The following is a 12712-nucleotide window of genomic DNA, read 5'->3' as shown; positions in this document are numbered from 1 at the left end:
AGCGGGATGCGGGTCATGACCCGCTCCGACATCCGCTCCAACAGGCCCGCCATCGAGATTGCCGATATTCTGCGCCGGCATGGCGACGCCTATCGCCGTGTACATGCCGGTCATCTGGGGCGGGTCGAGCGGCGCGTGATGAGCGCGATCGTTGCGTGCCGGACCGAGGCGCTCGGCGGCCACATGCAGGCTTGCGACGACTGCGGCACGACACGCGTTGCCTATAATTCCTGCCGCAATCGGCACTGTCCGAAGTGTCAGGGGAGAGCCCGAGCCGCGTGGCTCGCCGCGCGTCAAGCCGACCTGCTTCCGGTTCCCTATTTCCACGTCGTCTTTACACTTCCCGCACCGATCGCCGCGATCGCTTTCCAGAACAAGGCCGTCGTCTATGCCATCCTGTTCAAGGCTGCCGCCGAGGCGATGACGACGCTCGCCGCCAATCCACGCCGGCTCGGCGGTGCGATCGGCGGCGTCGCCGTCCTCCACACCTGGGGACAGACGCTGATGCATCATCCCCACGTCCATTGCGTCGTTCCGGGTGGCGGCCTCTCGCCCGATGGCGCGCGCTGGACCGCTTGCCGACCGAACTTCTTCCTGGCCGTCAAACCGTTGTCCAGACTATTTCGCACACTTTTTCTCAAACGTCTGTCGGCAGCCTTCAACTCCGGTGCCTTGCGTTTCTTCGGCGATCTCGGAGCTCTGGCCGAGCCGGCTGCCTTTGCGGCCCACCTCGACGCCATGCGACGCATCAACTGGGTTGTTTACGCCAAGCGGCCCTTCGGCGGACCCGCACAGGTCCTGGCCTATCTCGGCCGCTACACCCATCGCGTCGCGATCGCCAACAGCCGGCTCGTCGCACTCGACGACGATCATGTCGCCTTCTCATGGAAGGACTATCGCCAAAACAGCGCGACAAAGATCATGAATCTCAAGCCCGATGAGTTCATTCGCCGTTTCCTGCTTCATACGCCGCCTGACGGCTTCCACCGCATCCGCCACTTCGGCTTCATGGCCAACCGCCATCGCGCTGCCAAGCTCGCCCTTTGCCGCGAACTTCTCGATCATGAGCGAACAGCCCCAAACGATGGCCAGCCGTCGCCTGTGGATTCGGAGGCTCAAACCTGGGCCGAGGTTCCTGCCTGTCCCGATTGTGGTGGCGTCATGCGCATCATTGAGCGCTTTCGACATAGCTTCAGACGCCCCAGCCCTCGAACATCACCGTTCCGATGCGACACATCGTGAGCCAAGTCATGTCGTGCACGACGATCATCATTCGTCATTTCGCTCCCAGCGTCTCGATCATCGCGGACGATGTCGAATCCGTGCTGTCACACTGCGCGACAACAACCGTCCGATGCAGCAAAAGGCCTATCGCGATCTCAGGCGAAGCGCGTCTGATCTCAACTCTTCCAGGATGCGCACTCCTGTGTCTCTGCCTCACGCGCCGAGCCAGCAGATCGGGCATGGCGATCTCGAACAATCCCCATAGCTGCAAAACCGCGAATAGCCTCCCGCGCCTTCGTTCAATCCGGCTTCAATGAGGTCGCGTCATAAGCGCCTGCCGCGCCCTCGCGTGAGCGCGACCTCACAGAACCCTCCAGATTCCCTTTCGCAGCGGACCATGATTCTGTGTTGCATCGGAGGGGACGATGCGACCGAAGAAGCACAAGACGACGGGATCGAACGACCTGTTCCGGGCGCGGCTGGACCAGATCATCAATCTGAAGCACGAGCTGGTTCTGTTGGCCGGCAAGATCGATTGGGACTGGATCGACGGCGAGATCGCGCCGCTCTACAGCGAGAACGGCCGGCCGGGGATCGAGACCCGCTTCATGATCGGGCTGCTGTTGCTCAAGCAGATTTACGGGCTGTCCGATGAGGGGATTTGCGAGCGCTGGGTCCACGACCCGTATTTCCAGTACTTCACCGGCGAAGAGTTCTTCCAGCACGCCTTCCCGCACGAGCGATCGGACCTGAGCCATTGGCGCAAGCGGCTCGGCGACAAGCTGGAACTGCTGCTGGCCGAGAGCCTGCGGGTGGCGCACGAGGCCGGCGCGTTACGCGGCCAGGACCTCAAGCGGGGCACGGTCGATACCACGGTGCAGCCAAAGGCCATCACCTTTCCGACCGACGCCAAGCTGCTGCATGCGGCCATCAAGGGGCTCAATCGCCTGGCGAGAAGGCACGGCGTCAGGCTGCGGCAGTCCTATTCTCGGATCGCCAAGGCCGCCGCGATGATGGCGGGCCGCTACGCCCATGCCAAACAATTCAGGCGGCATCAGCGGCAGTTGCGTATCCTGCGCTCAAGGCTCGGCCGGATCATCCGCGATATCCGCCGCAAGATCGACGGCCAGCCAGCCCTGGAGGAGGCGTTCGCCCTTCCGCTTGGCCGGGCCAGCCAGATCCGCTCGCAGCAGCAGCGCCAACGCGGCTGGAAGCTTTATTCTTTCCATGCCCCGGAGGTGGAGTGCATCGGCAAGGGCAAGGCCTCCGCGCCGTACGAGTTCGGCGTCAAGGCTTCCATCGTCACCAACAACCGCCGAGCTCCCGGCGGTCTGTTCGTGCTACACGTCAGGGCGCTGCCCGATAATCCGTATGACGGTCACACCCTGCGCGACGTCATCGACCGCACCGAGGCACTCACCGGCTGTCCGATCGAGCGGGCCTATGTCGACAAGGGGTATCGCGGCCACGACGCTCAAAATCCACGTCGCGTCTTCATCTCCGGCCAGAAGCGCGGCGTCTTCGGGATCATCAAGCGCGAGTTGCGCCGCCGATCCGCCATCGAGCCCATCATCGGACACCTGAAGGCCGAAGGTCACCTCGGGCGCTGCTACCTCAAAGGCCGCGCAGGAGACGCCGCCAACGTCGTCCTCTCCGCCGTAGGCCACAACTTCCGCCGCATCCTCGCCTGGCTGAGAGATTTCTTGGACCTGTTCCTGATCCGGATATGGCGCACGTTCACATGTCCCATCCCGCTCAATTCGGATTCTTAACGGACGACTATTTCGGGCCGTAGCCCGGATGGAGCGAAGCGCAATCCGGGACCGGCGTTGCTTGGGGCAGGCCCCCCGGATTTCGCTGCGCTCCATCCGGGCTACACGCCCCACCGCTAAAACAAGGTTCTACGATTAAATTCTTCAGACAATTGAAGCGTCTCCGCACTGAGCGCGATCGTGACAGCGGTGATCGCTCACCATCCCCCGCGTAGCGCTCATGGCTCATCAAGACGTCGAGGGGAGCCTCAGAGGGCTGGTAGGTCAAATTTGGCTTGAAGCTGACGTAAGGTCATATTGTAGCGTCGCCAGCGAAACATGACCAAAGCAGGCTCGATCCGATAATGCAATTTAGATTTACAGACTTCGACGACGTGCGCGCCGCAAACAGAGCATATAGCAAGGCTTCGGGAGTAGGTTATCATCGCAGTAGACTGCGCGGGACACCACATCTCGAGCAGCAGGCAGCTTCAGCTCTTGACATATGGACTTGGTGTCTATCGCCTCAAGAGAGGATCAATTACATCCGAAAACATCGTTCCCAATTCCGGTTTGACAGCTACGGCCAGATGATCGGTGTCGTCCGCGGTCGTTGCTTCAATGGTTACGCATCCGAGCTCATCAAATGGCGAAATCGATTCAGGGCCAACACGTGGCGTGCTGCTGTGTTGTTTTGCGCTGGGACTTGGGCAATCCTCATTTATGCTGTCCTCCGAGTGCTAGATATCGTTCGCAATTGACTGGAGTTCCCATAGTAAGGCCGTTCACCGCCGCGTGAATTGAAAGTCTTTAGTATGCGTGTGAACGGTTGCAAGCTGACTCGTGTCTGCAGCCGTAGCTCGGACTCGTCCCATCTTCGGCGCGTTACGGATTTGGTTCACGTGCCATCGGATAGTCATGAGATTGCCGCCCACGAACAGGGCCCGGTCTCGGTTGGTCGTCGGATGATCCAATCTTGGTCCGAAACCCCTGCCGGGGTTAATCTGACCGCCGGACCCAACTTATCAAAATCACTGTGCAGAGCCACTAGGCGAGCGTGATATCCGGCTTCGCTGTCACCGCCTCCAGAATCAATTGCGAATGCGCTTCGATTTGCGGTCACCGCCCTGGCGTTTAGGAACGATGTCGCCAACTTCCTTGAGGCGACCGCGCCGGCGGATCGCGCTGACACCAAAGCGCTCAGCAGCCTGTCGACAGGACATGCCACCGTCAATCGCGGCTACCACCCTTTGGCGAAGATCAACCGAAAGCGCCCTGGCCATACATGCTGGCCTCCCTCGCCAGCATGCAGCTTGAATCTGACTCGCGCCGTTTTGGGAATCTGGAGGGTTCTGTGAGGTCGCGCTCACGCGAGGGCGCGGCAGGCGCTTATGACGCGACCTCATTGAAGCCGGATTGAACGAAGGCGCGGGAGGCTATTCGCGGTTTTGCAGCTATGGGGATTGTTCGAGATCGCCATGCCCGATCTGCTGGCTCGGCGCGTGAGGCAGAGACACAGGAGTGCGCATCCTGGAAGAGTTGAGATCAGACGCGCTTCGCCTGAGATCGCGATAGGCCTTTTGCTGCATCGGACGGTTGTTGTCGCGCAGTGTGACAGCACGGATTCGACATCGTCCGCGATGATCGAGACGCTGGGAGCGAAATGACGAATGATGATCGTCGTGCACGACATGACTTGGCTCACGATGTGTCGCATCGGAACGGTGATGTTCGAGGGCTGGGGCGTCTGAAGCTATGTCGAAAGCGCTCAATGATGCGCATGACGCCACCACAATCGGGACAGGCAGGAACCTCGGCCCAGGTTTGAGCCTCCGAATCCACAGGCGACGGCTGGCCATCGTTTGGGGCTGTTCGCTCATGATCGAGAAGTTCGCGGCAAAGGGCGAGCTTGGCAGCGCGATGGCGGTTGGCCATGAAGCCGAAGTGGCGGATGCGGTGGAAGCCGTCAGGCGGCGTATGAAGCAGGAAACGGCGAATGAACTCATCGGGCTTGAGATTCATGATCTTTGTCGCGCTGTTTTGGCGATAGTCCTTCCATGAGAAGGCGACATGATCGTCGTCGAGTGCGACGAGCCGGCTGTTGGCGATCGCGACGCGATGGGTGTAGCGGCCGAGATAGGCCAGGACCTGTGCGGGTCCGCCGAAGGGCCGCTTGGCGTAAACAACCCAGTTGATGCGTCGCATGGCGTCGAGGTGGGCCGCAAAGGCAGCCGGCTCGGCCAGAGCTCCGAGATCGCCGAAGAAACGCAAGGCACCGGAGTTGAAGGGTAAGCGTAGCTCTGCGGCCCTTTTGAATGGCGCTTGACGCCTATTTTGTTCGCGTGGCGCGTCGCCGCGGCTTCCTTGTGTCGGACAACGCGTTGACGGCGGCTTCGAGTGCCTTCCGGTCGACGACGTTGGGATCGAACCGCTCCGGGCCCCAGAGGCGCATGTGTCCGTGCTCGGGATGGGCGGGGTCGCTGATGGCGGCGAGGTATTCGGCATAGCCTGGCGCACCGCCGACGTCTTCCGGAGGACAACGACCGGCGGCCTCGAGCAGGAAGGGAAGCCCCTCCGTCGTGGTGTTCTCGAACCATTTTTCGAGCTTGATCACATGGTCCCAGCTGTCGCCGAAGTCATAGAGATAGTGGATCGTCTTGGCGCCGGTCTCGCGAACGATATCGCACAGCCGCGCTTTGCGGGCATCCATGGGCTGGTGACCGTAATCATTGTCGGGGTCGGGAATCCCCCAATGTGCCTCACCAGCAAAGAACTCGAAGAGGTGACTGTTCGTCCAGCCGAATGCCTCCTGAAGCGTCAGATGCAGCCGATCAAGGCGCAGGGTGACGGGTACGACAAGGCGACGCATCACCTCCGGCTTCACATCCTTGAGGGTCACCTTGATCCGGACCGCGGTCGTGTTCAGGCTCATGCCGCCAGCCTCGGATCGCGTGTATGCATCGTATAGGTCGACGCCCAGGGAAGCAGTTCGTCCAGTCGCGCTGCAGGCCAACCATTGACGAGCTTGGCGAGAACGTCAGCGAGCCAGTGCTCGGCACTGACGCCATTGAGCTTACAGGTCTCAATGAGCGAAGCCAGCAATGCCCAATTCCCGGCGCCTTCGTCGCAACCGGCAAAAAGAGAGTTCTTGGCGTTGAGCTTGATCGGTCGCATCGCACGCTCGACAGCATTCGTGTCCATTTCGATGCGCCCATCATCAAGATAGAGCGTCAGGCCGTCCCAATGACGTAGTGCATAGCGCAAAGCCTTCGCCGTGTCGCTCTTCTGCGCAAGGTGATCGAGCTTGGCCTCAAACCACTGCTTCAAGGCTGCAACCAGAGGCCGGGTATGCGCTTGTCGGCCAGCACGGCGCTCGTCCGCAGATCGGCCGCGGAGGGCCTTCTCGACCGCGTAAAGCTGGGCGATGCGCTCAAGAGCCTCGCGGGCAACCGGAGCTGGCGCAGGCGCAGCCTCCCGCTCGATCTTCACAAACTGGCGCCGCAGATGCGACCAGCAGAAGGCGAGCGTCCCGGACAGGGCGTCCGCACGCGTCTCTCGGGTCATGGTCTTGTAAGCCTGATAGCCGTCGCAGTGGATGATGCCGCGATAGCCCTCCAGCAGCCGCAAGCCATGAACGGCGCCGCGGCCCGGTGCATAGGCATAGACTACCCCAGGCGGATCAGGTCCGGCCCAAGGCCTGTCATCGCGTGACAGCGCCCAGAAGTAGCCGGTTTTTGTTCTGCCGCGCCCCGGATCCAGCACCGGCGCCGGGGTCTCATCGACACAGAGCTTCGAGGAGGCGAGCAGAAGCTGGCGCAGACGATGCCACACGGGCTTCAATTCCTGGGCGGCATAGCCGACCCAGAAGGCGAGCGTGGAACGATCCAGCGCTATTCCGTGCGTCGCCAGCATCTGCGCCTGGCGGTAAAGCGGCAAATGCCAGTGATACTTGGCATCGATCACATGCGCGACCAGCCGCTCGGTGGGCAATCCTCCCCTGATCAATCGCTCGGGAGCCGCGTGCTGCAGGACGACGCCATGACAGGCGCGGCAGGCCAGCTTGGGACGGCGGGTGATGATGACGCGATACTGCGCCGGAACGACGTCGAGCCTCTGGCTCTCATCCTGACCAATCTCGAAGAGGTTGCCCTTACAAGACGGGCAGCAGCTCTCGGCCGGCATCATAGTCTCGATGACGCGCGGCAAATGCTCCGGCAGCTGACCACGGTTGGCTCTGCGCGCGGCAGCTCTCTTCTCGCCTGTTTTGGGATTGGCACGATTCTCGGCGGCTTCGAGAGCCGCAACGGCCTGATCGATATCCTCCAGAACAAGCTGCAGCTGATCAGCGTCCAGCTTTTCCGAGGACCGACCGAACTGCGCATCTTTCGCAAGCTTGAGCAACCGCTCGAGCCGGGCGCAGCGATCCAGCAGAGCCGCGGCAAAGGCACGCAACTCGGCTGGATCGCTCGGTAGCTCATCAGGCAAATCACTCATTGGCCCGAGCTTGCCATGCTTCGCGTCACGATGCAGCGATGATTTGCATTTTTACGCAAGCGCTTTCGGCTGCGGGATCCGAGGCGCGCGCATGCGCGTCCAATCCATGCCGGCCAGCAGTGCTGACAGCTGGGCCCCATTCATCCGCATCACACCGGCCACGATGGGTGGCCATTTGAAGCCGCTGCCATCGAGCCGCTTCCAGTACATCACAAGGCCGCTGCCATCCCAGACGACGATCTTCACCCGATCGGCGCGCTTCGCACGGAACACCACCGCCACGCCCTTCATCGGGTCATGGCCCAGCGTATCCTTCGCCAGCAGCGCCAAGCCCTCTGCACCCTTCCTGAAGTCCACAGGTTGCGTCGCCACGTAGATCATGAGGCTCGCCGGCATCGTCAGCATGAACGTGTCCGTCGCAGCGCAATGAACACATCGCTCAACGCAGCAAGGCCAGGCGCCCCGCGCACCTCCACGCGCGCGCCCTGGAACTCAACCGTAACAATGGCTGCTTCCGGCGAACCGGAGGGCTCTGCGGCCGCAGGCAACGCTAATTCCGACACCACCGGCACGAACGACAGCGTGTCCGCCGACGCCGGCAATACCAACTGGCCCAAACGCGCCCGGCGCCGCCAATCATGCACCTGCTGGGGCCGGCAGCCATGGCGACGAGCGACGTCTGTTACAACCGCCCCCGGTTCGAGGCTTTCCGCCGCAATCTGCGCCTTCAAATCATCCGGCCAGCGCTTTCGACCTGCGCCAGCGAACACTTCAATACGCGGTGACAACGGTCGTCTTATGTCGTCAGAATGGTCGTCCATTGTGAGCACCCTTCCAGAAGATGACTCTTCTAACGGTGCTCTCAAGACTCCGCACAAACAATCAGACGGGCCTCGGCGCTACGCTTACGTTGAAGGCTGCCGACAGACGTTTGAGAAAAAGTGTGCGAAATAGTCTGGACAACGGTTTGACGGCCAGGAAGAAGTTCGGTCGGCAAGCGGTCCAGCGCGCGCCATCGGGCGAGAGGCCGCCACCCGGAACGACGCAATGGACGTGGGGATGATGCATCAGCGTCTGTCCCCAGGTGTGGAGGACGGCGACGCCGCCGATCGCACCGCCGAGCCGGCGTGGATTGGCGGCGAGCGTCGTCATCGCCTCGGCGGCAGCCTTGAACAGGATGGCATAGACGACGGCCTTGTTCTGGAAAGCGATCGCGGCGATCGGTGCGGGAAGTGTAAAGACGACGTGGAAATAGGGAACCGGAAGCAGGTCGGCTTGACGCGCGGCGAGCCACGCGGCTCGGGCTCTCCCCTGACACTTCGGACAGTGCCGATTGCGGCAGGAATTATAGGCAACGCGTGTCGTGCCGCAGTCGTCGCAAGCCTGCATGTGGCCGCCGAGCGCCTCGGTCCGGCACGCAACGATCGCGCTCATCACGCGCCGCTCGACCCGCCCCAGATGACCGGCATGTACACGGCGATAGGCGTCGCCATGCCGGCGCAGAATATCGGCAATCTCGATGGCGGGCCTGTTGGAGCGGATGTCGGAGCGGGTCATGACCCGCATCCCGCTGCGGGTCATCCAGGTGGCGTCACCTCCAGCGACAGGCGATCGAGCGGGCTCTGCGTCGCTCGGATCGTATCGGTGGCGACCTGCGTGTAGCGCGCTGTCGACGACAAATTATTGTGCCCGAGCAAGACCTGGATGATCCGGATATCGGTTCCGTTCTCGAGAAGATGTGTCGCGAAGCTGTGGCGCAGCGTGTGCAGCGTGACGCGCTTGGTCAGGCCCGCAGCCTTCACCGCCGACCGGCAGGCGGCATGCAGCACGGTCTGATCGATCGGATGATCTTCGTCACGACCAGGGAACAGATAAAGCCGCGGCCGGGCGAGCCGCCAGTAGGTGCGCAGGATGCCCAGCAGCTGGGGCGACAGCATCACGTTGCGATCCTTCGCGCCCTTGCCGTGGCGCACCTGGATGACGCCGCGGGCGCTGTCGATGTCTTCGATCCGCAGTCCCGCAACCTCCGAGGCCCTGAGCCCGGCCGCATAGGCGGTGGTGAGCGCGGCGCGGCTCTTCAGGCTCGATACCGCTTCAAGAAACTGAACCACTTCGTCGGCGCTGAGAACGACCGGCAGCTTGCGCGGTTCTCGCGCATAGGGAATGCGCTCTGGGATGAGCGCCTCGCCGAGCGTGACGCCGTAGAAAAACCGTAGCGCACAGACGATCTGGTTCAGCGCCGGCCATGAGATGCCGGTCGAGACCAAATGCACCTGGAAGGCGCGGACGTCTTCCAGCTCTAACCGGTCAGGCGATCGGCCAAAATAGCGGCTGAACTTCGAAACCGCGCTGATGTAGGATCTTTGCGTCGCCGGCGACAGATTGCGGACGGTCATGTCTTCGATCATGCGGCGGCGAAGAGGGCTCAAATCGGCCATCTCGATACTCCTGTCTGAGGGGGTGGGCTCCAACACCCACATCCTCTCAGCCAGGAGGCGATCTATGCCACCTTGCCCCCTACGCCGCGGCAGCGGCTTCGTTCAATCCACACCCGATTCATTCCGGTCGGAAAATGCTCTAGTATGACCGTACGGGCCGCGGCCCGCGACCTCATTTGATGCTTCAAGAACTGTGCGCATATGGGTGGTCTTCGTTAATATGGTGCGCGGTCGAGATAAGCGTCGAATGCCGCAGCAACGGCGCGGATGACAAAACGGTGCTCCTGCTTGACGCGGAGGATACCCTTTTCGATCTCCACTATCCCGTCCTCGGTGAGCATCTCCAAGCGATCAGCTGAATCAAGAAAAGCTACCGGATCAAATCCGTGGTTGGCGCAGATTGCTGGAACATCGGCCTGTAAGTCGCACATCACGCGTTCGATGATTTCGGCCCGAAGCCGGTCTTCCTCGGTGAGACGGTAGCCCTTTGAAGTCGGGAAGCAGCCAGCTTTGATATGCTGATGATAGGAAGCGGTTGCGAGCTCATTCTGGACGTAGCCGTCAGGAAGGCGGCCAATGGCGGACGGACCGAAGCCGATCACGGTTTGACAGGTATCAGCCGAATAACCCAGGGAGTTGCGGCAAAGGCGACCGGCCTTCTGCGCCAGCGCGAGCTCGTCGGATGGCAAGGCGAAATGGTCGAGCCCAATTTGTCGGTAGCCCGCCGCGACCAGAGTTTCAGCCACCGCCGCGGCTTGCTCGGCGCGAGCGACATTGTCTGGCAGCGCCGCCTCATCGATCTGGCGCTGACGTTTCATATAGGAGGGAACATGGGCGTAGCCGAAAACCGCAAGCCGGTCCGGCCGCATAGCAACCGCGATTCTGGCGGAGTCAACGCAGGACTGCACCGACTGGTGTGGCAATCCGAACAGGAGGTCGAAGTTGATGCGGCTTATTCCATGCTGGCGCAGACTTTCGACGGCAAGAGCTATCTGTGTCTCGCTCTGGACGCGGTTCACTGCCCGCTGCACCAGGGGATCAAAACTTTGCGCGCCAATGCTGGCGCGGCTGACGCCGGCTGAGCCTAGTGTTTCGGCCATCTCGGTCGTGAACGCTCTGGGATCGATCTCGACGGCAACGGTGGTCGACTTGCTGAATGTGAAGCGGTCGCGCAGGAGCTCCATCAGGCCCAAGAAGTCGGCAGGCGAGATGATGGTCGGCGTTCCGCCGCCGAAATGCACGTCGCTGACGGACAAGGCGCGGGGCGCCTGCGCTGCGACCAAATCAATCTCCTCGCGGAGCACCCCGAGATATTTGCGGATCGGTCGCTCGCTGTGAGTGAGGCTTGTCGGGAAGCCGCAATACCAGCAAATCGAGCGACAGAACGGAACGTGGAGATAGATGGATACCGGTTCATCGCGCAGCAGCCGCCTCAACCATCTCCCATAAGTGTTGGCGCCCACCATCGCGGAGAAATCAGGTACGGTCGGATAAATAGTGTACCAAGGCAGGCGGGAATCGCAATATTTGTTCAGCAACGAGGTCTGCACGTCTTATCTATCCATGCTCACACAACATGAAGTTGACCGATCTCCTCTTCGGTGTCTTTGCTTCATGTCAATGTGCCCGCTTTGGTCTCGATCTTTGTCTGGACGTAGTGGCAATCCGTCCTCCGAAGGTGTGTCGCTTCTGGCTCTCACACGTTTATGAAGAAGCAATGATCTCAAACCATCAGCTCGCGGCGGATGTGGTAAAGCGCGCCGACGGCTGGCGGGATCAAATTCGCTCTGGCAGTCTGGCAGCATAGGATCAATAGGGCAGGAGGGTTCATGAACTGATCGTCATACGTTCAAATCCGGTCCCGCAACGACCGATGTTTGCGATAGCAAGCCATCCAGAGCCCAGGCCTCCGAGAGGAAGTCGGGGTTCTTCTTGTCCGCCGCAAATCGCAGGATCGCGGCCAAGTCACCGCGCAGCACGATGGCGAGCTGTTCCCCGTCGAGCACGAGCGTGACCTGATCGATCAACGTACGGAACCGCCGCCTCGGCTTTCTCCTCTTCGCACTGCAGGCTTTCATACAGTGCAGAGATGCGCTGCCGATAGACTCCGCATGTTCGGGTGCAAGAGCGGCGGGGGCCTCAGCGCTCGCGAGCAGATCGGTCAACTTCGACTTGCAAGCTTCGAGCGCATCCATCTCAGCCTTCATCGACGGTTCATACATGCCATCTTGATCGCAGTGATAATGCCTCGAATCTGCTTTTTGACTCTTTCCAGCTCGCTTTGCCAAGCATCCTGATCGGTTCGACGTTCGATCCGCATTCGGTTCACTTCTTGGGTGAATTCCTCGCAAAACTGCTTGAACAATTCGGGCTTTGTTAAGTGCGTCCGGAGGCCGTTCAATACGGATGGCGCCAGCGCATCGTGCCGGATGTTCACGCGATTATTGCACGTCACCTTGTTCCCGCGCCGCCGTGCAGGTCCTTCGAGATCATCGTGTACCCACCGCCGACGCCGGCGGCCCAGGCATCTCTTCGCCGGCCGAGTGAGATGCGGTTGTTGCGTGGCGGTCGAGCTTGTCGCGGGCGTAGATGGCCTCCTGGCGGTAAAGCGGCTCGCCATCGGCATATTTGGCAACGGCAATCTGGGCCAGAAGCGCTTCCGTCGTCAAAGCAAGTGCCGGTAACGAGAGACGCGGAAGCCAACCCCAGCGTCGCCGACCGCCTCGCAGTGTTCCAGTTAACGTCCTCTCGGCCTAATCCTCCGTAGAAATCACCCGGCCTCGGCGAGCCGAGGGGCATCAGCAG

9 protein-coding genes and 4 pseudogenes are annotated in these 12712 nt (G+C 61.3%); 2 read left to right on the top strand and 11 right to left on the bottom strand.

Annotation, left to right across the window (positions count from 1 at the left end; genetic code table 11):
* The first annotated feature begins 15 nt into the window (after positions 1 to 15).
* Together HAP41_RS44820 and HAP41_RS44815 are read left to right on the top strand one after the other, a co-directional pair.
* A complete protein-coding gene (locus HAP41_RS44820) occupies positions 16 to 1242 on the top strand; it encodes an IS91 family transposase (RefSeq protein WP_166053869.1) in 1227 nt (408 codons plus the stop codon).
* Positions 1243 to 1649: 407 nt separating this feature from the next.
* A complete protein-coding gene (locus HAP41_RS44815; RefSeq protein WP_166071952.1) occupies positions 1650 to 2996 on the top strand; it encodes an IS5 family transposase in 1347 nt (448 codons plus the stop codon).
* 1044 nt (positions 2997 to 4040) lie between these two features.
* Here HAP41_RS44815 and HAP41_RS50870 read toward each other — a convergent pair.
* From HAP41_RS50870 to HAP41_RS44760, 11 genes and pseudogenes are all read right to left on the bottom strand, one after another.
* Positions 4041 to 4258 (bottom strand): annotated as a pseudogene (locus HAP41_RS50870) (IS630 family transposase); the annotation flags it as partial.
* Between the two features lie 418 nt (positions 4259 to 4676).
* Positions 4677 to 5276 (bottom strand): annotated as a pseudogene (locus tag HAP41_RS44805) (IS91 family transposase); the annotation flags it as partial.
* A gap of 28 nt (positions 5277 to 5304) precedes the next feature.
* Positions 5305 to 5907, bottom strand: coding sequence for a plasmid pRiA4b ORF-3 family protein (locus tag HAP41_RS44800; RefSeq protein ID WP_166055583.1), 603 nt, complete (start codon positions 5905 to 5907; stop codon positions 5305 to 5307).
* Positions 5904 to 7469, bottom strand: coding sequence for an IS66 family transposase (gene tnpC, locus HAP41_RS44795; protein WP_166055670.1), 1566 nt, complete (start codon positions 7467 to 7469; stop codon positions 5904 to 5906). The genes HAP41_RS44800 and tnpC overlap by 4 nt, the downstream gene beginning before the upstream one ends.
* A gap of 51 nt (positions 7470 to 7520) precedes the next feature.
* On the bottom strand, positions 7521 to 7874 hold the full coding sequence (gene tnpB, locus HAP41_RS44790) for an IS66 family insertion sequence element accessory protein TnpB (RefSeq protein WP_166055720.1): 354 nt from the start codon (positions 7872 to 7874) through the stop codon (positions 7521 to 7523).
* Positions 7868 to 8290, bottom strand: a complete 423-nt coding sequence (gene tnpA, locus HAP41_RS44785) for an IS66-like element accessory protein TnpA (protein ID WP_166055731.1) — start codon at positions 8288 to 8290, stop codon at positions 7868 to 7870. The genes tnpB and tnpA overlap by 7 nt, the downstream gene beginning before the upstream one ends.
* An 88-nt stretch (positions 8291 to 8378) precedes the next feature.
* Positions 8379 to 9026: pseudogene (locus tag HAP41_RS44780) on the bottom strand (IS91 family transposase); the annotation flags it as partial.
* A gap of 20 nt (positions 9027 to 9046) precedes the next feature.
* Positions 9047 to 9907 carry a tyrosine-type recombinase/integrase gene (locus tag HAP41_RS44775; protein WP_029085027.1) on the bottom strand — a complete coding sequence of 287 codons (861 nt, stop codon included), beginning with the start codon at positions 9905 to 9907 and terminating at the stop codon, positions 9047 to 9049.
* Between the two features lie 215 nt (positions 9908 to 10122).
* Positions 10123 to 11457, bottom strand: a complete 1335-nt coding sequence (gene hemN, locus HAP41_RS44770) for an oxygen-independent coproporphyrinogen III oxidase (protein ID WP_166072000.1) — start codon at positions 11455 to 11457, stop codon at positions 10123 to 10125.
* Positions 11458 to 11748: 291 nt separating this feature from the next.
* Positions 11749 to 12102 (bottom strand): hypothetical protein, encoded by a 354-nt coding sequence (locus HAP41_RS44765; protein WP_166072002.1) that lies wholly within the window; start codon positions 12100 to 12102, stop codon positions 11749 to 11751.
* Between the two features lie 372 nt (positions 12103 to 12474).
* A pseudogene (locus HAP41_RS44760) lies at positions 12475 to 12576 on the bottom strand (IS66 family transposase); the annotation flags it as partial.
* Positions 12577 to 12712: the final 136 nt, after the last annotated feature.

The organism is Bradyrhizobium barranii subsp. apii, from assembly GCF_011516635.5.
Classification (GTDB): domain Bacteria; phylum Pseudomonadota; class Alphaproteobacteria; order Rhizobiales; family Xanthobacteraceae; genus Bradyrhizobium; species Bradyrhizobium barranii.
Note: the sequence above shows the minus strand (reverse complement) of the source record. Positions and strands in the feature narration are given on the sequence as shown.

Excerpts from the sequence above, each read along its gene's own strand:
- HAP41_RS44815 (WP_166071952.1), top strand. The coding sequence starts at position 1,650 with ATGCGACCGAAGAAGCACAAGACGACGGGATCGAACGACCTGTTCCGG.
- HAP41_RS44775 (WP_029085027.1), bottom strand. The coding sequence starts at position 9,907 with ATGGCCGATTTGAGCCCTCTTCGCCGCCGCATGATCGAAGACATGACC.
- tnpC (WP_166055670.1), bottom strand. The coding sequence starts at position 7,469 with ATGAGTGATTTGCCTGATGAGCTACCGAGCGATCCAGCCGAGTTGCGT.
- HAP41_RS44765 (WP_166072002.1), bottom strand. The coding sequence starts at position 12,102 with ATGGATGCGCTCGAAGCTTGCAAGTCGAAGTTGACCGATCTGCTCGCG.
- tnpA (WP_166055731.1), bottom strand. The coding sequence starts at position 8,290 with ATGGACGACCATTCTGACGACATAAGACGACCGTTGTCACCGCGTATT.
- tnpB (WP_166055720.1), bottom strand. The coding sequence starts at position 7,874 with ATGCTGACGATGCCGGCGAGCCTCATGATCTACGTGGCGACGCAACCT.
- HAP41_RS44800 (WP_166055583.1), bottom strand. The coding sequence starts at position 5,907 with ATGAGCCTGAACACGACCGCGGTCCGGATCAAGGTGACCCTCAAGGAT.
- HAP41_RS44820 (WP_166053869.1), top strand. The coding sequence starts at position 16 with ATGACCCGCTCCGACATCCGCTCCAACAGGCCCGCCATCGAGATTGCC.